The sequence below is a fragment of the Chryseobacterium echinoideorum genome, from assembly GCF_007474535.1.
GTDB lineage: Bacteria > Bacteroidota > Bacteroidia > Flavobacteriales > Weeksellaceae > Chryseobacterium > Chryseobacterium echinoideorum.
In genome coordinates, this window is the sequence record NZ_VKNW01000003.1 from 227302 (window position 1) to 251304 (window position 24003).

The window sequence follows — 24003 nt, forward strand, 5'->3', positions numbered from 1 at the left end:
GATGAGCAAAGCTCATCCCGCCGAAACGAATATCTTAAAAATAAGAAAAGTTATTTTTTCTCGGTTTCGATTTCTTTTTTATCAGCTGCTTTTTCTGCAGCAGCTTTCGTTGCCTTTTCACCAAAACGGTTTTCTGTAAACTCCCTTGAAATAGCAGCTTTTTCAAACTTCAGTTTTCCTGAAAGCGTTTCGATAACAACTCCGTCCTCCTGAACCTGAGCAATTCTGCCGTGAAGACCGGAAGTAAGCACTACCCTGCTTCCTACTTTCAGCTCTTCCTGAAATTTCTTCTCTTGCTTTTGTTTTTTCATTTGTGGTCTGATCATCAGGAAATAAAACCCGACAAACATTACCCCCATCATGATTAGCATGGTTGAAGAGCTTCCTCCCTGCGCAGCCTGCAAAAATATTGTTTGTAAATTCATTATATTATGGTTGAATGTTCGCAGTGAATGTTAATTTAATAGGAGCTTTATCTACATTAGCAAAAACATCTGCATATTTGTTAACAGCACCATCAAAATTGGTAGAGTCAAAACTCAATGTAATTTTTCCTTTTTTACCCGGCATAATCGGATCTTTTGTAAAATCAGGAGCAGTACACCCGCAACCAGGCTTTACTTCAGAGATAATTAAAGGATTAGTACCTGTATTGGTAATTTCATAAACATGATCTACCTTTTTACCTTTTTTAATGGTTCCAAAATCAAAATTACTTTCGGAAAGAGCTACTGTCGTAGTAGGCTGGTTCGATTTTGCAGCTGCAGCATCTCCGGTAACAGCAGTATTGGCAGACATTTCAGCATTTGCAGTATTCATCTGCTGCATAGAAGCTGTATCTGAAGGAGCATTCGTAGAATCTACATTCATGATTTCAGCATTTTCTACTTCTTTTTTTTCTTCCTTTTTACAAGAAACCAATCCGAATCCGATTACGGATAAAGCTATTATTGATAACGTCTTTTTCATTTTTTATTTTGTTTAAATTCTATTTAAATCTTTACAATATTTGTCTAAAATACCGTTGATGAATATATTGGATCTGTCGGTTGCAAAAACTTTGGCAATCTCAATATATTCGTTGATGATTACTCTTGAAGGTGTTAAAGGAAAATGATCCAGTTCGGCAAAAGCGGTGGTTAAAATCACTTTATCCATCAGTGAAACTCTTTCAAGATCCCAATTTTCCAGACGTTCAGAGAGTTTCTTTTCGTTGGCTTCCCAATTATTAAGAGTATCTCTCAACAACTTGCCTGCAAAATTTTTATCCTCCTCATCTTTCATGATTTTAATCAGGGTACGACTTTCTTCATTTTCTTTCATAAAGCCAATCGTTTTCTGTATCATTGAATTAGCAATATGAATATCATCTGCCCAAGTAAGTTCTCTGTCACTGATGTAATCGTGGAAATCATCATTTTCTGCAACATAGCGTAGAAAAAGCTTTCCGATAAACTTCTGGTCTTCTTCAAAAGAATAGCCTTCCTCTTTCATAAAATCCTGATAACGCTTGCCTGCAGTCATTCTCTGAAATGTTTTTACCAGCATATCATCATGCAGATCCCATTTAAGATCTTTGTGCTGACCTGTGAAAAACAATCTTTCAGGATTTTCTTCAAGTTTTTTCAGAACCTGATTGTTGATAAATTTCTGGTTGGGATTTTCGTCAGAATCTGTTTTGATATATTTATTCTTACCAATTTCCATTTGATTTTCTGCAAGTTGTTTTAAACCTACCAGAAAATTAAGCTGAAAGATATAGAGATTATAGATTTTCTCTATTCCTGCAAACATATTCTTTTCTAAAATATCTGTTTTTAAAGGATTTTGGTAGTACGAATAAACGGTTTCTACCACTTTCTCACGGATTTGTCTTCTTCCTAACATTCAAAGAGCTTTTTTATGGGTGCAAAGATATGAAATTTAAAATTTACTAAATTCCCGATATGCTTCAATTTTTGTAATTTTGTGAAAGTTTATGAAAGCACTGAAAACACTCAACCCTTATTTTTGGAAGCACAAAATATTATTGTTTTGGGGGTTACTATTTATCATCGCCAGTAATTTTTTTAATATATACAAAGTACAGTTTGTCGGAAAGTCTGTAGACGAGCTGGCGCAGCAGGGAAACCTTGGTTTCAACAGGCAGGTTTTGATATATGTTGCCATTATTGTGGGATGCTCGCTTCTTACCGGATTTTTTACTTTTATGATGCGGCAGACTATTATTGTAGCATCCAGAAGGATTGAATATGAGCTGAAAAATAAAATCTACAGACATTATCAGGATTTATCGCTTACGGATTATAAGAAAACAACCATAGGAGATTTGATGAACCGTCTCAGCGAAGATGTTGTTGCCGTGAGAATGTATCTTGGTCCAGGAGTGATGTATGTTGTCAATTTATTAGTTTTATTGCTGATCACCAGCGTTTATATGATTAAAACCGATGTTTCTATGACTTTGTGGACATTGCTTCCGCTTCCGGTTTTATCGTATGTTATATTCAAAGTCAGCTCCATCATCAATAAAAAATCAAAAGTAATGCAGAAAAGCCAGTCTGCAATTTCAACTTTTGTGCAGGACAGTTTTTCAGGAATTCGGGTGGTAAAATATTTTGCAAAAGAAAAATATATTGAAAAAAATTACGGAATAAAAGTAAGTGATTACCAAAACAAGGCATTAGATTTAGCGAAAACAGAAGCCTATTTTTTCACCATCATACTTTTTGTAATCGGTCTGCTAAATGTCGTTGTGATCTTCATCGGTGGTCAGAAATATATTCAGGGAGAATTATCTGTTGGTAAAATCGCAGATTTTTTTATGTACATCAATATTCTGATCTGGCCTTTCTCTATGGTAGGCTGGGTAACTTCTATCAATCAAAGAGCAGAAGCTTCTATGCAGAGAATCAATGAATTTTTAGATAAACAATCTGAAATTTATAATAAGAACTTTGAAGAGTATGAAATAAAAGGAAATATTGAGTTCCGAAATGTTTCCTATGTTTATCCCAATACAGGAATTAAAGCACTCGATAATTTAAGTTTCAAAATTGAAGCCGGAAAATCTTTAGCGATTATGGGAAAAACCGGAAGCGGAAAATCTACCATTGCACTGCTTCTTTGTCGCCTGATTGACCCTACAGAAGGTGAAATTTTAATTGACGGTAAAAATTTAAAAGATCATAATTTAACCAACTACAGAAAGTTTATTGGGTATATACCACAGGAAAGCTATCTTTTTTCTGATACTATTGAGCATAATATTGGTTTTTCTATTGACAATCCTTCTCATGAAAAGGTTGTTGAATACGCAAAAATTGCAGATGTAGACAAAAATATTGTTGAATTTAAAAATCAGTACAATACTTTAGTAGGAGAACGCGGTGTAATGCTTTCTGGTGGACAAAAGCAAAGAATCTGTATTGCAAGAGCTTTGATCAAGAAACCAAATATTATTATTTTTGATGATTCTCTTTCTGCCTTAGATACTGAAACTGAGCAAAATATCCTCGAAAATATAGATTCAAAAATAAGTAATGCCACTTCAATCATTATAACCCACAGAGAATCTAGCGCACAAAGAGCAGATAAAATACTTAACCTGAGTGATATTGACGATTCTGCAACGGCTTAACAAAAAATTTCGGAATTGTTAAATAAATCATAAAAAAAATTTTGTGATTAAAAGAAAAATTTTATATTTGTTCTTAACAAGATTAAAAATTATCTAATAATGAGTGAATACAAGGAACGCCATGAAAATGAAATTTTCACGAAGGTGCTAAAAGCGGGAAGAAGAACTTATTTCTTTGATGTGCGCGAGACGAAAGCGGGAGATTATTATCTTACAATTACCGAGAGTAAAAAGAATTTCGGAGAAAACGGAGAGGCTACATTCGAAAAGCATAAAATTTATCTTTATAAAGAAGATTTTAAAAGCTTTCAGGAGATGTTTAATGAATCTACAGATTTCATTATTAATGAAAAAGGTGAAGATGTGATATCGGAAAGACACGATAAAGATTTCAAAAGCAGATCTTATACAATAGATTCTGACGATGAAGTTTAAATGAAATAACAAAAAAAAGCATCTTTACAGATGCTTTTTTATTTATCTAAATGAGACATAAATTCATAAAAAAAGTACACTTAAAAGTGTACTTCTTGGGTGAATGATGGGTCTCGAACCCACGACCTTCGGAACCACAATCCGACGCTCTAACCAACTGAGCTACAATCACCGTTTTGTGAGTGCAAATATAGGAATATTTTTTTATCTACAAAACAATTCCGTCAAAATTTTTCAATGCTATCAGTTTTTCTGATGTAAAACCTTCTGCATAGGTTACTCCAGACAATCTTCCTAAATCTTGTGCTCTATAAGTTAAGCTTTCAAAGAAATCTTTAGTGGCAATAGGAGTTACTGGTTCTTCGGAATTAGCATCGTAAAACTGTGTCCTATAGGCTGCACATGCGTCAAGTTTTTTGTCTAAATGTTCAGAAATATCAATAACAAATTCAGGCTCAACATTTTTCCATTGAATATAATTGAAAATCTGTTTTGGTCGCCAAACTTCCTGTTTAGACTCATTTAATTGAGTTTCTATTTTCATTAAGCCTGATAGGAAACAAGCATCAGAGACTAATTTTGAAGCTTTAGCATGATCAGGGTGTCTGTCATCTATCGCATTAGACAAGACAATATCAGGACGGTATTTACGGATAACTTTTACAATTTCTAATTGATATTCTTCGGAATTAACTAAAAAACCATCTTTAAATCCTAAATTTTCTCTTGCTGCAACTCCCAATATTTCAGCTGCCTTTTCAGCCTCCTCTTTCCTTGTATATTCCGTTCCTCGTGTTCCAAGTTCACCTTTTGTTAAATCTACAATTGCACAGGTTTTTCCTTCCGAAATTAATTTAGCCAGAGTTCCTCCACATCCTAATTCAACATCATCAGGATGAGCTCCGATAGCAAGTATATCTATTTTCATATAACCGTTATTTAAAAAAACTTCCCAAACATTCATGAATGGGAAGTATATTATTCAAAAAAATCTATTACTTGTTAAGCTCTGCATTTAGATTAATAGCATCCTGATATGTAGGATCTAATGCTAATGATCTTATTAAATAACCTTTTGCTTTCTCTACATCGTTATCTTTTTCCAGAAATGCCACAGCAAACAAAGCGTACGCTAATGTTTTTTTATTGGCTTGAACATCGGCTGGTTTTAAGGTTGCGATATACTTCTCGTAGGCTAACTTTGCCGCATCGTTATCTCCTGACTGTTGATATGCGTATCCCTGACTGTAATATGCAGGAGCCCAATCAGGAAGCAGGTTGCTCATCTTTTGCCAGGTTAAGATAGCTCCATTCCAGTTCTTCACATCCTGATAAGCATTGGCAAGTTTATATAATGCATCTGAATCCTGAGGATTTGAAGCAACTTGCTTCTTCAGTGCTTCCACTTCGGGGCTTGTTGGTCCTGAGTCTACAGCAGCTTGACTTGCTCCTCCACCATTGATCTTGATCAATTCCATATCCCATTTTAAAGTCTCATCCTTAGCTGCTTTTGCTAATCCCACTTTTTGCTGAGCTTCTGCTTTTAATGCAGCTTTTTTAGCTTCGTCTGTCTCTGTTTTTGCTAATCCTGCTGCAATAAGTCCCATTAAACCCTGATCTGCAGGCTGAACTCTTGTTTTTTCTACCTGAGATACAAATGTATCCATATTTTGTTTAGCAAGAGCATATTGACCATCAGCATAATTTACATACGCTCTCAACTTGAACTTGATAGGATCATCAATTTTATCAAAAATTTTATCTAAGGTTATTTTAGAGTTGGCATAGTCCTCATTTGTGAAATATAATTTTGCAATTTCCAATTGAGTATAAGGATCCTCATCAGCATATTTAGTATAGTTTATCAAATCCTGAGTAGCCTTTGCATTTTCCTGATATTTAATATCATAAGCAGCTAATGCCTTATATGCAGGAGCATAGGTAGGGTCAGTTGCTATAGCTTTATCAATATTCTGTTTTGCTAATTGCCATTGCTGAGCTGCCATCCAGAGAGTTCCCATTCTTGTATATACAGATGCTTTATTTTTAGCCAAAGGAAGTGCTTTATCATAAGCTGTCATTGCATCACCAGGAATTCTCTTCAATCTGTAAGCATCTCCTAATGTATAATAATAATAAGCAGGGATATCTTTTTTAGCTCTTTCTATCGCTTTATTAAGATACTGAATCGCAAGATCGGGAGAGTTATTTTTTTCAAACATCGTTAATGCTTCTGCCGCTCTATACAGTACTTCCGCATCTTTTTCTCTAGAATCACTTACAATTTTTTGAATTTCTGCAATAGCAGACTTATCTCCTTTACCAAGTTTAACTGTTGCCAAACCAATTTGGTTTAAGTAACTTTTTCTATCATCTGCCAAACCTTTATTAAAGTTGTCTATAGCTTTGGCATAATCGGGTTCACCTTGTTTCAAGAATGTATTCCCTAAATAAAAATAATTCTCAGCGGATGGCTCTTTTGAGATCATTTGGGAAAAATTATTCTTGGCTGCCGCATATTTATCACTATCTAAACTAATGATACCATCCTGCAAAGTCTGAGCAAATGCAAAATTGGTAAAAAAAACTACCGAAGCTCCTAAAGCAAGCTTTCTAACATTCATAATCATTATATCTTTCATTTATATTTATAACTTTATTTCGTTGAACGAAATATATTTACACAATTTTCAGACCAAAATAAGGGTTTTATTTTTGTTAAAAGGTATTATTAAGAATTTTTAACGCATCTGTACTTCGCGTCTGTAGATATTATACGGCTGAAGCCCCTCTTTTTCAACGATCATTTGTCCAAGTTGGGTGCATGAATATCTTATAAATCCGTTAGCAATGTTAAAACTACCTTCATTTGTTAAAAAATATAAAACTCTTGTAAATGGATACTTCATTTCACGCAGACCTCCAGCATCGGGTAAAAAAGATTTTCCGTCTTTTACCACAGGTAAAATTTTGATCATAGATCTCAATTTTTCAGCATCTTTATCATAAGGGCGGCTTATTGTATTAAGACCAATTATACCAATTTTATCAGGGTATTTATTAAGTTCTTCAATAACATTGATACTTCCCGGAATAATAGAAAATTTCAGTTCGCCAGGTTTCTTATTAATTTTCTGAGCAACGAAATTAAGATTACTTGAATTGGTACCATCAAAAACAAAACTTTTTTCTTCAGACTGTAATCCTTGCTTTATTTCGTCAAATGTAATTTGTGATTTATCAGAATCTTTTGGCACAAAAAACACAACTGCATCAGCGGCAAATTTCGCAGGTAAAAATTTTAAATCTACTTTATCCTCGTACGCTTTTATCTCTTCATCTGTTAATTCTTTCGACATAACAGCAATTTTAGCTTTATCATTAAGAAAATCTACGAATCCTAAATCTTCTTTTTTCGTAATAATATTAATTTTTGTCTCCGGATAACTAATCATATATCCATCTGCCAAAGCCTCAACTACACTTTTAAAAGCCTCATCTGTGAGAATGTTCATCTCACCTTTATGATAAGATGAATCAGACTCTTCTTTTTTTGAACAGCCTATTGTGCATAGAAACAGAATAGTTGCTATAAAAAACTTATTCATCTTTAGATTTTTTTAACCTTAATACACCTCTTACTATTCTGAAAATACCGTAAAACACCAATATGGCTCCAAGAGCATAGGCGACCGAAGCTTCCAGCACAATAAAGAAAAATTTATAGGTAATCACAACAATCCCTAAAACGATATAAAACAATCCCGTAATTATAGACAACCAATTAAACATCATAAAACAAAAATATCAAAAAAAATAAAAAGAGAAGCAATTGCTTCTCTTTTTTATTATAATTTGTAATAATAAATTATTATTCAAAATTCATAGAAACAGGAAATCTGAATCTTGAACGAACAGGCTGGCCATTAACCTTTCCTGGCGTCCATTTAGTCTTAATACTCTTTACAGCTCTTTCAGCTTCTCTGTTAAAATCAGAATTGGAACCTGTCGCCTTAATTTGTGATATTGTTCCGTCTCTTTCAACAACGAATGTGATTTGAGTTTTAAGAGAGCCTTCTCCTTCCACAGAACTTGGATCAAAACTATTCTCAAATTTCTTTCTGAAACCGGCAAGTCCGCCTCCTGTAAAGTCAGCTGACTGGTCAACAGACTCATATACATCATTAGTAACCTGAGGTTTCACTTCAGCAGTCGAAGCTTTTGTTCCTGTAGACGGAGGTGGCGGTGGCGGTGTATAAGCCGGAGCTTTGATACCTTCCTGCGCTACCAAACCAGTTGTTGTTTCTATCTGCTTAGAGATTGGAGGTGGTGGAGTCTCAATTTTAGGAGCTTTCACCGGTTCTGGAACAACATTCTGAATAATCTCAATCTGCTCTTCTTCTTTTGGTGGAGGTGGTGGAGGTGGTTCTTCAGGTTTTACTTCTTCAATGATTGGATCATCTTCTAATATTTCTACCAAATCAGCCTTTACCTCTTGCGGTGGCGGTTCATTCATTTTCTGAATGGTGATATAAATAAAAGGAGTTAAAGCAGCAACCAAGAAAACTGAAGTTCCGATGATAAAGGATTTAGTCAGCAATCTGGAATAATTGAATCTCAAATCATACGCACCGTATTCTTTATTTCTATTTTCAAATACAATCTCGTCTAAGCTAAGATTCTGATTGTAAACATTTTCATCTGCCATTTTCTTGCAAATTTTATAATTAAAACTACTTTGCTGTTGGGACTTATTAGTTACCAACTTTCTTGTCGTAGATTGCTTTTTCCCAAGGCTTAAGATCGGTTACCCCATATCTTTCACTTTTGGTAATAGCCATTTCGTCAAGAACATCCACAAAGTTTTTGTATACCGCATCATCAGTAGGCTTAATAATCACAGTAAATAAATCCTGTTTTTTTGCTCTACTTTTAGCTTGCTTTATTATATTTCTCAACCCATCTCTGTCAAACGTTGTTTCCTGTAGATTTTCATCATTAAGGGAAGTTTGATCTTGTTGGTGCCAAAAAATTTTATTGTCTTTCCCGAGTAAAATTGTTACCGAGTTCGATAAATCAATTTCTGTAGGAGGTGGTTTAGGCGCATTTGGATCCGGTTTTGCCGGAAGTCCTAAATCCATAACATTCGGTTTAGAGAATGTGGTTGTGAACATAAAGAAGGTAATCAATAGAAAACCCAAGTCCACCATCGGAGTCATATCAACTCTGGTACTCTGCTTCTTGGAGCGTACCTTGCCGCCTTTGGCGCCTTTTTCCTGTACTTGTACTTCTGCCATTTCTAAATGATATTATTCATTAGGTTTACCTTCTTGTGACGTTATCAACCAAAAGTTTAAGAATTTTATGTCTCTTAAACCCTCAAATAGACTTTTAACCTTAGGATATTCTGTTGTAACGTCTCCTTTCACAGCTAATTTGTAATCCGGATTTACGCTTAAACTTTGTTGTACCCAATCTACTAATTGTCTATTCACACTATCCATAGGAATCCCAGTGGGACTCTTAAAATTTTTCTGCTCATCTTCAGGCAATGCTAAGTAGCTTTTAAGCTGATTCATAGGAACACCTATTGCCTGAACTCTCTGAAATGCTGCTTTTTGACTATTGTCAAAGGTCATATTATATTTTTCACCCATTTTTTCCAACAGCTCTACTCTTTCTGTAGCATTGTCAACAGGCTGAAAATAAAACTTTCCGTCTGGTGTTGCGTTGATGGTCATCAAACTGGCATCAGGAAGAATTTTCTCAGAGATTGAAGATGGCGGTTTTATCTGCTCCACATCAGGTTTTTTAAACTGAGTGGTCAATATAAAGAACGTGAGCAGAAGAAACGCAACATCACACATCGCTGTCATGTCGGTTACTACTCCGTGTCTTTTTGGTTTGACTCTCGCCATTATTTTACTTATTTTAAATTGAACTTTATTACTATACTTTTACAATTCTGAATCTTAGTTGAATTCAGCAAAAGACTGTTGGATGCTCATAGCGATTTCGTCAATCTTATAAGTTAATCCGTCGATCTTAGAAGTAAAGTAGTTATAAAGTATAATTGCAATTGCAGAAGTACCAATTCCTAAAGCTGTATTAATCAAGGCTTCAGAAATACCAATTGATAATGCTGCTGCATCCGGAGTACCACCACCAGAACCTAAAGCGAAGAATGCTTTAATCATCCCGATTACAGTTCCCAATAACGCAACTAAAGTTGCTACAGTACCTAATGTAGAAAGAATCATCATGTTTTTCTCCAACATTGGCATTTCAAGGGTAGTAGCTTCTTCAATAGCTTTGTTTAAAGCCACCATTTTCTGCTCTTTGTTTAGCGTAGTATCTGTTGATAAAGCTTTGTAAGTCGTAAGACCTTCTTTCACCACATTACCTACAGATCCTTCTTGTCTGTCGCACTCTTCTAAAGCCTCATTGATTTTGTTTTGGTTAAGAAGACTTCTTACTTTTACAACAAAATTGTCTAAGTTACCTTTACCAGCTGCTTTACCCAGGATAAAGAATCTTTCTAAAGAGAAAACTACTACAGTAATCATAAACAAAACCAAAATATGAACTACAGGACCTCCCATGTAAATAATTCCCATGAAAGATTCAGGATGCAATTGCTTTGACTCTACATCTGCAAATGCTACAGAAGCTCCATTGATATTAGGATCTGCTTTAAAATTACTTGGATTACCAAATAGGAATAAGTAAATTGCTACTGCAATAACATAAAGAATTGGTAAAATAATTGCAGGGTTAAGACCTCCTGCTTTTTTAGCAACTACTTGCTCATCACTTTTTGAAACATTCATTTCCATATTTAACTAAATTATATTGTTTTAAATTTTTAAAGTTGTAAAATAAAGGCAAAATTAATTAAAATGCAATAGAAGCAAATAAGATTTTACCTTTTTTTGATAAGGATAATTTAATTCGTTTTCGATATTGTAATTAAATTAAAAAAAATTATTAATTATTGTCTCAATCAGAAAATACATTAAAAAATTAAAAAAAATAACTATCTAATTTTTTTAATTTATCACTGTTAATTTTTTTTTAAATTACGATGTTAACAATTTTTTTTGGTACAATAATCACTTTTTTAGGTAAATTTTCTCCTAATACTTCTTTTGTTTTCTCTTCAGCCATAACAAAATCTTCAATTTCCTTAGGTGATAATGTTGCAGGAAGAGCCAATTTAAATTTCATTTTACCGTTAAAACTTACAGGGTATTCAATTTCGTCTTCAATTAAGTACTCCTCATTCAAATCAGGGAATTTTTCAAACTCTATTGATGACTGATGTCCCAGCAAATTCCATACCTCTTCACAAATGTGTGGAGCATACGGAGAGATTATAACGGCTAATGGTTCTAAAATATTGCGTTTATTGCATTTTATTTTTTGCAATTCGTTTACCGCAATCATAAAGGATGACACTGAAGTATTGAAAGAGAAGTTTTCAATATCGTAAACAACCTTTTTGATCAAAGTATGTAAAATTTTGTATTCTGCTTTGGTTGGCTCTTCATCGGAGACAGAAAAAGTATCTCCGTCAAAATACAAGTTCCAGAATTTTTTAAGGAAACCATAAACCCCACTTAAACCTTGAGTATTCCAAGGCTTGGATTGTTCCAATGGACCTAAGAACATTTCATACAATCTTAAACCGTCTGCTCCATATTCGTTACAGATATCATCAGGATTTACTACATTGTATGTTCTTTTGGACATTTTATCCACTTCCCTTTCCGTGATTAATTTTTCATCCTCAAGAATAAATTCCGCTTCATTAAATTCAGGTCGCCAAACTTTAAGCTTTTCAACATCAATTTCATCTGTTGTTCCAATCAGCATTGAGATATCAACAGGAATTCTCTGCGTTTTATATTTATCTGCGAGATTTTTAGATACAATTTTATTAGTACCATCAATTCTATGAATTAACGCACTCATCCCCAAAATCATTCCTTGATTGATCAACTTTTGGAACGGCTCATCATTATTAATATATCCTCTGTCCTTTAAGAACATATTCCAGAAACGGGAATATAACAAATGTCCGGTTGCGTGTTCGCTTCCTCCGATATACAAATCCACCTGTCCCCAATAATCTGACAATTCTTTTTTAGCAAAAACCTCATCATTTTTCGGATCCATGTATCTTAGGAAATACCATGAGCTTCCCGCCCAACCCGGCATTGTGGATAATTCTAATGGGAAAACAGTTTTTTCGTCAATTAAATTTGTATCAACAATTTTTTGATTTGCTTCGTCCCACGCAAAAGTTTTTGCATTTCCCAATGGCGGATCTCCGTCTTCAGTCGGTAAATATTTTTCAACTTCAGGAAGCTCCAAAGGCAAAGCAGAAGTCGGCAATGTGTAAGGCATTCCATCCTTATAATAGATAGGAACCGGCTCTCCCCAATATCTTTGTCTTGAGAAAATCGCATCACGCTGTCTGTAGTTCGTTGTTCCTTGACCGATTCCTTTTTTCTCAATTGCAGAAATAATCAATGCTTTTGCATCATTATAATTCAGACCATTTAGGAAATCAGAATTTACACAAACCGAATCTTTAGAATCAAAAGAAGCTTCCTGAACATCTTCGTCAGTTTCCACGACTTTCTTAATTTCTAAATTAAATTTCTTTGCAAATCTATGATCGCGCTCATCGTGTGCAGGAACCGCCATTACTGCACCTGTTCCATAGCCCATCAAAACATAATCTGAAATATAGATCGGCATTTTTTCTCCGCTGAAAGGGTTTAAAGCATAACTTCCCGTGAAAGCTCCTGAAACATTTTTCACGTCTGCCATTCTATCACGTTCCGTTTTCTTGGAAGTTTCTTCTATATAATTTTCAACCTCAGCCTTTTGTTCTGCAGTCGTGATTGTTTCAACCAAAGGATTTTCGGGAGCCAATACCATAAAGGTCGCTCCGAAAATGGTATCAGGTCTTGTCGTGAAAACCTCAATGATTTCATCATGACCATCAACATTAAACCTCACCTGTGCTCCCTGAGATTTTCCGATCCAGTATTCCTGAGAATCTTTCAACGGTTGTGGCCAGTCCAGAGTTTTTAAACCCTGCAATAATCTTTCAGAGTATGCAGAAATTCTCATGCTCCACTGCATCATTTTCTTTTGGAATACCGGATAACCGCCTCTTTCGGATTTTCCATCTTTTACCTCATCATTGGCTAAAACTGTTCCTAAAGCAGGACACCAGTTCACAGTCGTTTCCGCTCTGTACGCCAAACGGTAATTTAATAAGATATCCTCTTTATCCATTTCAGAAGCAGATTTCCATTCTTCTGCTGTGAAATTTAATTCATCATTCTGATTGGCAATTAAACCTTCTGTTCCTTTTTCTTCAAAATGTTTGATCAAAGATGAAATCGGTTCAGCTTTATCGGTAGCTTTATTATACCATGAATGAAAAAGCTCAATGAAAATCCACTGTGTCCATTTATAATAAGAAGGGTCAGAAGTTCTCACTTCTCTGCTCCAATCGAAAGAAAAACCAATTTTTCTTAACTGCTCTTCGTATCTCGTAATGTTTTGCTCAGTTGTAATCGCAGGATGCGTTCCTGTCTGGATTGCATACTGTTCTGCCGGAAGTCCAAAACTATCATAACCAACCGGATGAAGGACATTGAAACCCTGATGTCTTTTATATCGTGCATAGATATCAGAAGCAATATAACCGAGTGGATGCCCTACGTGAAGACCCGCTCCGGAAGGATACGGAAACATGTCGAGAACGTAAAATTTCGGTTTGTCTGTGTTATCGGAAGTTTTGTACGTTTGGTTGTCTTCCCAGTATTTCTGCCACTTTTTTTCTATCTGCTGATGATCGTAAAACACTTTTTATAATAGATGTTAGATGTTAGACTTTAGAAATTAGATTTAATTTTATCATTAATTCCAATTCTAATTTTCACAAAAATAATGATTTTAAAAGAAATGGAAATAGAATTAAAATTAAATACCAAGATTAGCATAAAAAAATCCCGCCAGAAAGACGGGATGATATGTTGGATATCTTCAGATATTAAGGTACAATTCTTTTAAAAGTATAAGTTGTAGATTTATATACTGTAGGATCTGTTGTATCTTCAAATTTAAGATTCATAGTTTGAGCATCCAGCAAAATAATTTTGCCTTTCTCTGTCACTACCGTTCCTTGGTATTTGACTTCCAGATCTTTGGTTGATGCATTGTATACATACGAAAAATTTCGCTGTGAAATAGTACTGCATGTAGGAGTTGAGCCCGCCAGATCTTTATTGGTTCTTTGCCCTGAAGAATTTTCGTTAAAAACCCATCTTGATTCTTTCTGGCAATCTGTATATGCAATTTCATCTGAAAATCCTGCACCATCAGCAGGAACCTGCGTTCTCACTTCTTTGGTAGGAGACCATGTTCCTACAAGGGGAAATACCTGCTCTGGAGTTTCGTCATCATTACATCCTGTAAAAGCTAATAATGATAATCCGGCAAATATTAAGGTTAATTTCTTCATAGATCTAATTTTTCAAGGCTTAAAATTATGACTTTTTTTAAAAATCACACTATTTTTTTTACATTTTGAAACTATAATTTGCAAATTATTAAAAATATGTACTCATCAGTGCCAATTCAAAGCCTTATATTTGCAAAAAAAAACACATGGCGGAAGTTTCTATCATTACACCTTGTTACAACTCTTCCCTATTTTTGGAGGAAACAATCAGCTCTGTTCTGAATCAAACTTTTGCTGACTGGGAATGGATCATTACCGACGATCAGTCCACCGATAATTCTGTTGAAATCATCCAAAAAATTCCTGATCCGCGAATACAGCTTACCATTGCCGAAAAAAACGGAGGTGCAGGACATGCAAGAAATATTTCTTTGAAAAAAGCCAAAGGGAGATTTATCACCTTCTTGGACGCTGATGATTTTTGGGAAGAAAATTTTTTGGAAGAGATGGTGAATTTTATGAAAAAAAATAATGCCGAAATTGCCTACTCCAATTATGCAAGATGTGATGAGAATCTGATTCCGAAAATTGAAGACTTTAAAGCAGATAAAGAAGTTACCTTCAATAATTTATTAAAAACGTGCAGACTTTCTTTACTTTCGTCTATGTATGATTCTCAAAGAGTGGGAAAAGAGTTTTTCCCGGAAGGCAGCAAACGCGAAGATCATGTGATGTGGCTCAACCTGCTGAAAAAAATTCCGGTCGGAAAACCTCTTCCAAAAACCATGGCAAAGTACAGAATGCACCCAACAAGTATTTCCAGAAAAAAACAAAATATCGTAAAAGATCAATATCTTGTTTATAAGGATTTTATGAAATTCTCTACTATAAAATCTTTGTATTATACAGGAAACTGGGCTTTGAACGGATTTCTGAAATATTCAAAAATATTTAACTGATGGAATATTCTAAAGAGTTTAAAACTGCGCTAAGCCAGCTTTCCGGCATTGAAAAAGACCGGCTTATTTTCAGATTGCTTAAAAAAGACAAAATTCTCTCAAAAAAATTATTCTTTGAATTAATAGATGAAGAAACCGCTGACCAAAAGCGGGATCAAATGGAAAAAACGGTAAAAGACAAAGTTGAATATGCATCTAAATATCTCAGCAATCAAAAATATTTTCTTATTCTGATCAGAAAAATCAGCGCAGAAATTACAGAACATGTGAAGGTAACTTCTGATAAATTTGGTGACGTTTCTCTTAATCTTGTTTTAGTGACTGAGATTCTAAAATTTAACGATAAACTCAGTCGATTGAGATTTAATGATATTTATAAACTGTATCTTTATCTCATCAATAAAGTGGTAAAAGCTTTAATTTTAACTAAAAAATTAGACGAAGATTACTGGATGGAAATTGATGAATACCTTTCTGAAGTTTACGATAAAATCACCGGCAATATTTATTTAGAAAAACTTTTCATCAACAATGGCATCGATTTTAACTGGCTGAATGTAGAAAGAATTCCGGAACATTTTGATCTGATTATTAAAGAGATTAAAAGTCAGGGATTTTTAAAGTGACAACATCTTATTAATGATCAATTCTGTGGAATTGGGTTTTTCATTGACAAATCTCTCTGCGTTTTCGGACATTTCCTTTAGCTCTTTTCCTTTGTTCAGCAATTCTGACACAAATTCTGCAGCAGACTTTTCATCACCGAAAGATCTTCCTCCGTTTGCCAGGATCAAGCCATCCGCTTCAGGGTTTTTTTTGTATTGATTCCCAAAAATTACAGGAACACCAAAAGTTGCCGCTTCCAAAATATTATGAAGACCTGCATCATGAAATCCGCCGCCAACAACGGCAACATCTGCATAAGAATACAACTTTGAAAGTAAACCAATACTGTCAATAATAAGCGTTTGAGAGTTGGAAGATTTTAAGATTGACGAATTTTTTAAATTACTGTACAAAATTGCTTCCGGAAAGATTCCTCTAAGGTTTTCAACTCTTTTTAAATCATGCGGAGCAATAATTAATTTAACATCATTATTTTTAACATAAACCATTTGAGCAATTTTCTCTTCAGCCTGCCAAGAACTTCCAAAAACAACTGTTTTATTTCCTGAAATAAAATCTTCTACGAAATCCAAATGATTGTTCCTAATTTTCAATTGCCTTACCCTGTCAAAACGAGTATCCCCACTCACCGAAGAATTTAGTAGACCAATGCTTTTCGCTAAAACATAAGATTGCTCTGTTTGATGAAAAAACCATGTGATGTTTTTTTTCAGCTGTTTGGCAAACCATTTTCCATAAGTGGTAAAGAAAGACTGGCTCTCATAAAACAGCGCAGAAACGACAAATGTTTTTATATTTCTATTTTTAAGCTCAGCTAAAAGATGATACCAATAGTCATACTTTACGGTAAAAAATATTTCACAGTCAAATTGAGATAGAAATTCACTAACAGATTTCTTGCGATCAAAAGGAAGATAGCAAACAACATCCGCCATATGCTTTTTTTTCACTACATTTTCATATCCTGAAGGAGAGAAAAAAGTAATCAGAATTTTATGATTGGGGAAATTTTCTTTCAGTTTTTCTAAAACAGGCAACCCCTGCTCATATTCTCCTAAACTTGCGGCATGCATCCAAATAACTTTATCTGATGATAAAAATTTTTCCTGAACCCTTTTTAAAGAATGCTTTCTGCCTTCAACGCTTTTTTTAGTTTTATCATTAAATAACGAAAAAACCTTCATTCCGAAAATGAGAAAATGAATAAATATGTTGTAAAGAAAATTCAATATTAAGCTTTTGATGTTTCGGATTTACTTTCTTTGATCATCTTATCAATATGAATCGCTGCTACTACGAAAACAAGGGCTAACAGCACAAAAACAATATCACTCATCTCCTGTAATTTACCCTGAGCAATAAGAACACTTTCTACTACGGTATCTGCCAGAAAAAGCAAGACTGGCAATAACAAAGTGTTTGCTAAAAACTGTAACTTTTCTTTGTTTCTGTAAGAATTAGGTACATTTAACAATGGTGAATCGGGATTTCTCGAAACACCTGTAAGAAGCAAAAACATAAAAGTGGCAATTACCGGCAAAATCCAGATTGCTTTCTTCTCGCTTTCGCCGTCAACATTTCCATTTACTGTAAAATGAGAAGGAACTATATCCGGTAAATCTGCGTAGTTTATACCTATAAAAACCCAGATGAAAATAAGCAGAATACTATTAATCGTTAATAATAGAGACGAAGTTTTCATTGTTTAAATAAGACTTTTGATAACCCTCAGTTTATGGGTATGCTTGTTAAGCTCTTTATTGAAAATCCCACTGGAATCAAGCGTATCAATTCTCACTTTTCCTGATGCATGAATAATTTTTTGATTATCAAGCATAATTCCGACATGAATGATTTTTCCTTCAGAATTTTCAAAAAATGCAAGATCCCCCGGCTGGCTTTCTTCTACAAAACTGAGCAGCTCTCCCACTTCAGCCTGTTGATATGCATCACGGGGAAGTTTTATATTATGAATTTTGTATACCAATTGTGTAAAGCCGGAACAGTCAACTGCAAAAAAACTTTTGCCACCCCACAAATAAGGAATATTAAGAAACTCTTTTGCCGTTAATGCAATACTTTCTCTCACATCATGACTTCTGCGAGAGGCTACAGCCGGATACTCTACTTCCGAGCCCATCGAAAGAAGCGTTTTCCCGTCATGGGTCATTATTGAAGCAAAATCTTCTGTGATAATAGTCGTCTTTCTGTCAGCAAGATACTCATCAGAAACAGGTTTTATCTGTTTAGTGTCCATCCAGCCTTCGTAGCCATCATAATGCATTTTTATTTTGGTCCAGTTTTTATTAACCTCCAAAATATCAGCACTTTCACCGAACAAAATCTCTGTAACGATTTCAGATTTATCCGAATTTTCCGCACGCACAGGCGCCACTGTTACAATACAAATTCCTTTATTCATTTATATTTAATTATTTCCTTCTAAGAAAATTTACTCCATCTCGCAAAGGTAAAATAAGATTTTCAAAATCTTCATCTTTTGCAATCAAATCATTGAGTTGTTTAATAACCTGAGTAGATTTTTGCTTAGGATTTTCTTCTAAAACTTTACCATACCACAAAACATTATCAAACATGATTACAGAACCAGATTTTGTTCTAGGCTTGATTAACCTGAAATATTCTGCATAATTTTCTTTATCAGCATCTATAAAAACAAGATCAAAAAATTCTTCAGAATTTCTCAGGAACTCTTTGGCATCTTGAATTTTAAACTCAATCTGATGAGAAAATTTGCTTTCAGCAAAATATTTTTCCGGAAGATATGCCAGATCTTCGTTTACATCAAGTGTAATAATTTTCCCCTGATCTGACAACCCTTCTGCAAGACAAAGCGTTGCATATCCCGTAAAAGTTCCTATTTCCAAAATCTTTTCAGGATTCAGTATTTTGGAGATCATGGTAAGAAGTCTCCCTTGCTGATATCCCGAAATCATGTGTGGCTGTGTTGTTTTCTGAAATGTCTCTCTTCTCAGTTTTTTCAGAATATCAGGTTCGGAAGAAGCATGATTTTCCAAATAACGATCCATTTCAGGATTTTTTTCTTCAAAAAAACTCATGGTAGTATTTATTATTCAAATTTACATTAATTAAAAATATTGTTTGCTTTAAAAGAACAAATAATTCCGTAAAAACACGGATTGCCTAGCAATAGAAAAGCCCCTACATTTGCAATACTGCAACGTCAATATGAGGTAAAAACAAAATAAAGATGATGGGAAAAAATTTATTGCAGAGACTTATATCTATGCTAACCTTATGACGGATTAATTTTAAAAAAGAAAAAGCAGTTATTTCTTTTAGCTTATTTTTAATTTTAGAAAAGAGAAAATCCCGGAAATTTCCGGGATTTTTTTATAACTATTTAAAATTTGCAGATTATTTTTTAGGAGTAATATCCATCAACTTCATAAATTCGTCCAGTTTAGGCATGATGATAATTTCCGTTCTTCTGTTTTCAGCTCTTCCTGAAACACTCATATTTGTCGCTTTAGGATTGTATTCTGAACGTCCACCCGCAGTAATTCTTGCCGGGTCTACGCCAAACTGAGTCTGTAGAACTTTAGCAACTGCCGTACCTCTTAATGCAGAAAGATCCCAGTTGTCTCTTGGTAAATTTGGTGAATTTAAAGGTGCATTGTCTGTATTTCCTTCAATCAAAACAGAATATTTATCATAATCGTTGATTACTTTTGCCACTTTACCTAAAACTTCCTGCGCTGCAGGCAGTACATTGTAATCTCCTGTCTTGTAAAGCATTTTATCTGATAATGAGATCATAACCACTCCTTTAAGCACTTTTACCTGAACATCCTGATCAGCTACATTATCCAAAGATCTTTTCAATTTGTTTGATAATGCAAGATTCAGACTATCATTCTTCGCATTGGCAGAGATAAGCTGCTTGATGTAAGAATTGGAAGCATTGATTTCTCCCACTAGCTTATCAATATTTGCAGAACTTTTTCCTGTGTTTGAAAGACAAGCATCCAATGATGACTTTAAAGCATCGTGCTGGCTTTTCAATAAACTATTTTCGCTGGTCAAAGCTGAATTCTGAGACTTCAGATCCTGAATTTCTCTTTGTCTTTCCCCAATATTTTCAATACATTGTTTGTAATTTCCGCTTAATGCGTCATACTGTTTTTTACTTACACAAGATGTCATTCCCAACACCACTGCCGAAGCCGCTAAAATTTTAAAAATCTTCATAAATAAACTTTTTTAAAGGTTTCAAAGGTAACAAAATTCATTTTAATAATAAGGATTATCTTTGCTTAAAAAGAAATCCCAGGCACTATGCTTACACAATTATCGTTCCAAAACCAGCTTCAGAGTTTTATAAAAACTCCCGGGAAAGGAAGCTATCTTTTAGCCGTAAGTGGAGGTGCAGACTCTATGGTCTTATTGTATCTGTTTAAAACTTTACAAATTTCCGGCTACTCTTTTCAGGTAGCTCATGTTAACTATAAATTACGTGGAAAAGATTCTGACCTTGATCAAAAAACGGTGGAAGATTTCTGTGTACAAAACAATATTAAATTTCATTTATATGAAGTTTCAGAAAAAGATCAAAAGCCCGAAAATTCTATACAGCTTTGGGCAAGAGAACTGAGATACGATTTTTTTAAACAGATTCAACAACGAGAAAATCTCAATTTTTTAGTTACGGCACATCATCTGAATGATCAGCTGGAAACTTTTATTATTAATTTATCTAAAGCTTCTGGAATAAATGGCTTGACCGGAATTCCAATGAATGACAACAACATCATAAGACCTCTTTTAAATTTTACAAAAGAAGAAATTTATGATTTTGCCAAAGAGAATAAGGTTCAATTTCGGGAAGATCTTTCCAACAAAAAGAGTGATTATCTTAGAAACCAAATTCGAAATGAAATTGTTCCCAAACTTTTGCAAACTCATCATCATTTTCTGAAAAACTTTCAGAAATCATTATTCTATCTGAATCAAACCAAAGACTTTGTTCAGCAGCAGATCGAGCAGATTGAAAGTCAAATTTTAGTTTCAACTAAAGAAAATATAATTTTAGATAAAGAAAAACTACATCAAGAAAGTGATTTTGTAAAATTTGAAATTCTGAAAAAATATGGTTTCAATAAACCTGATGAAATAAATAAAATTTTTACTGCAGAAACAGGAAGCTATTTCTTTTCTTCTAATTATCAATTGCTCATCAACAGGGATGAGCTGATTTTAATCAATCTAGATTGTAACACACAAAAAAATTCAGAAATCATTTTAACCAATGCTGTAAATAAATATCAAAAAGATTTAGCTATTGATCTTTTTCATCTAATTTCAGAGACAGAGACGATTAATAAACATTTCACATGGTTGTTTGATGCTGAAAAAATAAGTTTTCCTCTTAAGTTAAGAAAGAAAAAAGAAGGGGATCTCTTCTACCCTGTTCATTTTTCAGGAAAAAAGAAAGTTTCCAAGTTTTTTAAAGATGAAAAATTGTCTAATTTAGCCAAGCAAAAAATCTGGCTTCTGACTGACGGCAATGATGATGTATTAGGAATAATTCCTTTCAGACAAGATAAAAGATACGCAAAAGACGAGAAAACCAAGACAATTCTCACCATTTTTTATGAAAAGTAGCATGAAATTCAAAAACTGGTTTTTATTAATTTTTCTGTTCTTCGCAACAGTGATTAATGCACAGATCAAAAACCCTGTCAAATTCAAATTTACAATCAACGAACTCGGCGACAACCAATACGAAGCCGTTCTGAACGCCACACTTGAAAGCGGATGGCATATCAATTCAAAGGATATTCCCGATGATACAGCAATTCCTACAGAGGTAATATTGTCCGGACAGAATATTGTTCCTATAGGAAAAGTAGTGGAAGTCGGAAAAAAAATTCAGGAATTTTCCGAAGCTTTTGGTGGCGAAATTGCATATTATTCTAAAAATGTTGCTTTTAAGCAAAAATTTAAGCTTAAAGATCCTGCAAAAGCCGGAGATGTTGTTGCAGAGATTACTTATCAAACCTGTGACGACAGAGTTTGTCTAGCTCCTAATACATTAGAATTTAATCAAAAAATCACTCCAAAAGACGTAGCTGTTACAGCTGTAGACGAGGAAAAAACGGAGCCTGCAAAAGACTCCATAGTAGCAACGGAACTTCTGCCTGAAAAATCTGCAGCAACGGAAATCACTCCCATTGAAACAGCTAAACTCGACCCAAAACAATTAAAGATTTCCTCAATTGACATTGCCAATCCTTTGACCGATTGCGGAACAGGTTCGTCAAAAATCAGTGAAAATTACTGGACTTATTTATTGTTAGGATTTATCGGAGGGCTGATTGCCTTGCTTACTCCTTGTGTTTTTCCAATGATTCCGCTTACGGTTTCTTTCTTCACCAAAGGAAATAAAAATCCGGCAAAAGGAAAAAGAGATGCCATCATCTATGGATTTTTTATTCTTTTGATTTTTGTTTTATTGAGTGTTCCTTTTCATTTGATCGATGGAATTGCAGGAAATATTTTCAACGAAATCTCTACCAATGTATGGCTGAATATTGTTTTCTTTTTGATTTTCATTTTCTTTGCCGGAAGCTTTTTCGGATATTATGACATTACATTACCAAGTTCAATTGCTAACAAATCTTCAAAGGCAGAAGAAGCAGGCGGAATGATCGGTATCTTCTTTATGGCTCTTACTTTGGTGATCGTTTCTTTCTCATGTACAGGTCCTATTTTGGGAAGTTTACTGGGAAGTGCAATTACAGGTTCTGCAAATGTTCCTATGCTGTTGACGTTTGCTTTGGCAGGTTTCGGATTAGCTTGGGCAATCGTTTTTGGATTATTGGCATTATTCCCGCAAGCTTTACAGAGCCTTCCAAAATCAGGAGGGTGGATGAATACTGTAAAAGTAGTTTTAGGATTTGTAGAACTCGCTTTAGCTTTAAAATTCTTATCAAAAGCTGACTTGGTTTCTAAAACATTCCTTATCAAAAGAGAGTTATTCATTGCGATCTGGATTATCATTGCAATTGGATTAGTCATTTATTTATTCGGATTGATACGATTTCCACATGATGACAAGAAGCCCAAAATTTCTACAACAAGAAAGATTATCGGAGTTTTAGGAATAGGTTTCGTAATTTATCTCATTCAAGGATTAATTCCTGCTGAAAGACCAAAATTACAATTACTGAGCGGAATTTTACCTCCGCTGAATGTAAGTTATTTCCATGATGAAAAAGACGGAATTTTGGGAATGAAGCCTGAACATGACTTTTTTAACGCCATAGAATTAGCCAAAAAAGAAAACAAGCCAATTTTAATTGACTTTACCGGTTATGGTTGCGAAAACTGTCGCAAAATGGAAGAGTTTGTATGGAGCGAACCCGATATTCTTCCAATACTACAGAACGATGTTGTTCTTGCATCGCTATATGTAGATGACAAAGAAGAACTTCCTGAAGATCAGAAAACCAAAATTGATTTGGGTGACGGACAAGTGAAGAAAGTAAAAACCATTGGTGACCGATGGAGCTTATTTCAGACGGCTAATTTCAATAACAATTCCCAGCCTCATTATGTTCTTTTAACTCCTGACGGAAAAGTGATCAACAATCCTGTTTCAGGATATATGGAAAAAGAGAAATTCAAGAAATTCCTTGAATGCGGAGTTAATTATTTTAAAAATAAAAAATAATTTTTCCGATTTACACATTTACAGCCTTATCAGTCTATTTGATAAGGCTTTTTTAATTTTAAACTTAAAATATTTTATAAAATTCAATAAAATCATTTATTTAACATTTAAAATAAAATTTAGGTATAAACTTTGCTCA

The 24003-nt window shown here is 34.2% G+C and carries 24 protein-coding genes and 1 tRNA gene; 6 read left to right on the forward strand and 19 right to left on the reverse strand.

Annotated features, from left to right (window positions below; all coding sequences use genetic code 11):
• Positions 1 to 50 precede the first annotated feature (50 nt).
• The 3 genes from yajC to nusB are packed head-to-tail and all read right to left on the reverse strand — an operon-like array spanning position 51 to position 1887.
• Positions 51 to 425 carry a preprotein translocase subunit YajC gene (gene yajC / locus FOL89_RS05060; protein WP_144281763.1) on the reverse strand — a complete coding sequence of 125 codons (375 nt, stop codon included), beginning with the start codon at positions 423 to 425 and terminating at the stop codon, positions 51 to 53.
• 4 nt (positions 426 to 429) lie between these two features.
• Positions 430 to 969 carry a DUF1573 domain-containing protein gene (locus FOL89_RS05065; protein ID WP_144281764.1) on the reverse strand — a complete coding sequence of 180 codons (540 nt, stop codon included), beginning with the start codon at positions 967 to 969 and terminating at the stop codon, positions 430 to 432.
• Between the two features lie 12 nt (positions 970 to 981).
• Positions 982 to 1887, reverse strand: coding sequence for a transcription antitermination factor NusB (gene nusB, locus FOL89_RS05070; protein ID WP_144281765.1), 906 nt, complete (start codon positions 1885 to 1887; stop codon positions 982 to 984).
• 91 nt (positions 1888 to 1978) lie between these two features.
• Here nusB and FOL89_RS05075 point away from each other — a divergent pair, with 91 nt between their 5' ends.
• On the forward strand, positions 1979 to 3640 hold the full coding sequence (locus tag FOL89_RS05075; RefSeq protein ID WP_144281766.1) for an ABC transporter ATP-binding protein: 1662 nt from the start codon (positions 1979 to 1981) through the stop codon (positions 3638 to 3640).
• 99 nt (positions 3641 to 3739) lie between these two features.
• On the forward strand, positions 3740 to 4075 hold the full coding sequence (locus FOL89_RS05080; RefSeq protein ID WP_089744034.1) for a DUF3276 family protein: 336 nt from the start codon (positions 3740 to 3742) through the stop codon (positions 4073 to 4075).
• A 97-nt stretch (positions 4076 to 4172) separates the two neighbouring features.
• Here FOL89_RS05080 and FOL89_RS05085 read toward each other — a convergent pair.
• The 11 genes from FOL89_RS05085 to FOL89_RS05135 form a co-directional block, all read right to left on the reverse strand.
• Positions 4173 to 4248 (reverse strand) — tRNA-His (locus FOL89_RS05085).
• A gap of 35 nt (positions 4249 to 4283) precedes the next feature.
• Positions 4284 to 5003, reverse strand: a complete 720-nt coding sequence (gene bshB1 / locus FOL89_RS05090; RefSeq protein WP_144281767.1) for a bacillithiol biosynthesis deacetylase BshB1 — start codon at positions 5001 to 5003, stop codon at positions 4284 to 4286.
• Between the two features lie 67 nt (positions 5004 to 5070).
• Positions 5071 to 6717 (reverse strand): tetratricopeptide repeat protein, encoded by a 1647-nt coding sequence (locus FOL89_RS05095; RefSeq protein WP_144281768.1) that lies wholly within the window; start codon positions 6715 to 6717, stop codon positions 5071 to 5073.
• 99 nt (positions 6718 to 6816) lie between these two features.
• Positions 6817 to 7683 carry a PstS family phosphate ABC transporter substrate-binding protein gene (locus FOL89_RS05100; RefSeq protein WP_144281769.1) on the reverse strand — a complete coding sequence of 289 codons (867 nt, stop codon included), beginning with the start codon at positions 7681 to 7683 and terminating at the stop codon, positions 6817 to 6819.
• On the reverse strand, positions 7676 to 7870 hold the full coding sequence (locus FOL89_RS05105; protein WP_185146915.1) for a C4-dicarboxylate ABC transporter: 195 nt from the start codon (positions 7868 to 7870) through the stop codon (positions 7676 to 7678). Before FOL89_RS05105 ends, FOL89_RS05100 begins: the two co-directional genes overlap by 8 nt.
• Positions 7871 to 7946: 76 nt before the next feature.
• The gene (locus FOL89_RS05110; RefSeq protein ID WP_144281770.1) at positions 7947 to 8783 is read right to left on the reverse strand and encodes an energy transducer TonB; all 837 of its coding nucleotides are present in this window, start codon (positions 8781 to 8783) and stop codon (positions 7947 to 7949) included.
• Between the two features lie 46 nt (positions 8784 to 8829).
• Positions 8830 to 9372 (reverse strand): ExbD/TolR family protein, encoded by a 543-nt coding sequence (locus tag FOL89_RS05115; RefSeq protein ID WP_144281771.1) that lies wholly within the window; start codon positions 9370 to 9372, stop codon positions 8830 to 8832.
• A gap of 12 nt (positions 9373 to 9384) precedes the next feature.
• A complete protein-coding gene (locus FOL89_RS05120) occupies positions 9385 to 9993 on the reverse strand; it encodes an ExbD/TolR family protein (protein WP_144281772.1) in 609 nt (202 codons plus the stop codon).
• A gap of 54 nt (positions 9994 to 10047) precedes the next feature.
• On the reverse strand, positions 10048 to 10911 hold the full coding sequence (locus tag FOL89_RS05125; protein ID WP_144281773.1) for a MotA/TolQ/ExbB proton channel family protein: 864 nt from the start codon (positions 10909 to 10911) through the stop codon (positions 10048 to 10050).
• A 238-nt stretch (positions 10912 to 11149) separates the two neighbouring features.
• Positions 11150 to 13963: a leucine--tRNA ligase gene (leuS, locus tag FOL89_RS05130; protein WP_144281774.1), complete on the reverse strand. Its 2814-nt coding sequence runs from the start codon at positions 13961 to 13963 to the stop codon at positions 11150 to 11152.
• A 187-nt stretch (positions 13964 to 14150) separates the two neighbouring features.
• Positions 14151 to 14621: a lipocalin-like domain-containing protein gene (locus tag FOL89_RS05135; protein ID WP_144281775.1), complete on the reverse strand. Its 471-nt coding sequence runs from the start codon at positions 14619 to 14621 to the stop codon at positions 14151 to 14153.
• A 146-nt stretch (positions 14622 to 14767) separates the two neighbouring features.
• Here FOL89_RS05135 and FOL89_RS05140 point away from each other — a divergent pair, with 146 nt between their 5' ends.
• Both FOL89_RS05140 and FOL89_RS05145 read left to right on the forward strand, forming a co-directional pair.
• Complete coding sequence (locus tag FOL89_RS05140) at positions 14768 to 15520, forward strand: glycosyltransferase family 2 protein (RefSeq protein WP_144281776.1); 753 nt, start codon at positions 14768 to 14770, stop codon at positions 15518 to 15520.
• Positions 15520 to 16146 carry a DEAD/DEAH box helicase family protein gene (locus FOL89_RS05145; RefSeq protein ID WP_144281777.1) on the forward strand — a complete coding sequence of 209 codons (627 nt, stop codon included), beginning with the start codon at positions 15520 to 15522 and terminating at the stop codon, positions 16144 to 16146. The genes FOL89_RS05140 and FOL89_RS05145 overlap by 1 nt, the downstream gene beginning before the upstream one ends.
• Here the strand turns inward: FOL89_RS05145 and FOL89_RS05150 are convergent.
• The 5 genes from FOL89_RS05150 to FOL89_RS05170 form a co-directional block, all read right to left on the reverse strand.
• On the reverse strand, positions 16138 to 17376 hold the full coding sequence (locus tag FOL89_RS05150) for a 3-deoxy-D-manno-octulosonic acid transferase (RefSeq protein WP_144281778.1): 1239 nt from the start codon (positions 17374 to 17376) through the stop codon (positions 16138 to 16140). The two genes, FOL89_RS05145 and FOL89_RS05150, sit on opposite strands and share 9 nt — an antisense overlap.
• A 2-nt stretch (positions 17377 to 17378) precedes the next feature.
• Positions 17379 to 17849 (reverse strand): DUF1648 domain-containing protein, encoded by a 471-nt coding sequence (locus FOL89_RS05155; RefSeq protein WP_144281779.1) that lies wholly within the window; start codon positions 17847 to 17849, stop codon positions 17379 to 17381.
• A gap of 3 nt (positions 17850 to 17852) precedes the next feature.
• Positions 17853 to 18569 carry a C40 family peptidase gene (locus tag FOL89_RS05160; RefSeq protein ID WP_144281780.1) on the reverse strand — a complete coding sequence of 239 codons (717 nt, stop codon included), beginning with the start codon at positions 18567 to 18569 and terminating at the stop codon, positions 17853 to 17855.
• 10 nt (positions 18570 to 18579) lie between these two features.
• Positions 18580 to 19227 carry an O-methyltransferase gene (locus FOL89_RS05165; RefSeq protein ID WP_144281781.1) on the reverse strand — a complete coding sequence of 216 codons (648 nt, stop codon included), beginning with the start codon at positions 19225 to 19227 and terminating at the stop codon, positions 18580 to 18582.
• 319 nt (positions 19228 to 19546) lie between these two features.
• Complete coding sequence (locus FOL89_RS05170; protein ID WP_144281782.1) at positions 19547 to 20380, reverse strand: OmpA family protein; 834 nt, start codon at positions 20378 to 20380, stop codon at positions 19547 to 19549.
• Positions 20381 to 20467: 87 nt separating this feature from the next.
• Between FOL89_RS05170 and tilS the strand changes: the two genes are divergently transcribed.
• Positions 20468 to 21793 carry a tRNA lysidine(34) synthetase TilS gene (tilS, locus tag FOL89_RS05175; RefSeq protein WP_144281783.1) on the forward strand — a complete coding sequence of 442 codons (1326 nt, stop codon included), beginning with the start codon at positions 20468 to 20470 and terminating at the stop codon, positions 21791 to 21793.
• Between the two features lies 1 nt (position 21794).
• A complete protein-coding gene (locus FOL89_RS05180; RefSeq protein WP_144281784.1) occupies positions 21795 to 23864 on the forward strand; it encodes a protein-disulfide reductase DsbD family protein in 2070 nt (689 codons plus the stop codon).
• The last annotated feature ends 139 nt before the right edge of the window (positions 23865 to 24003 follow it).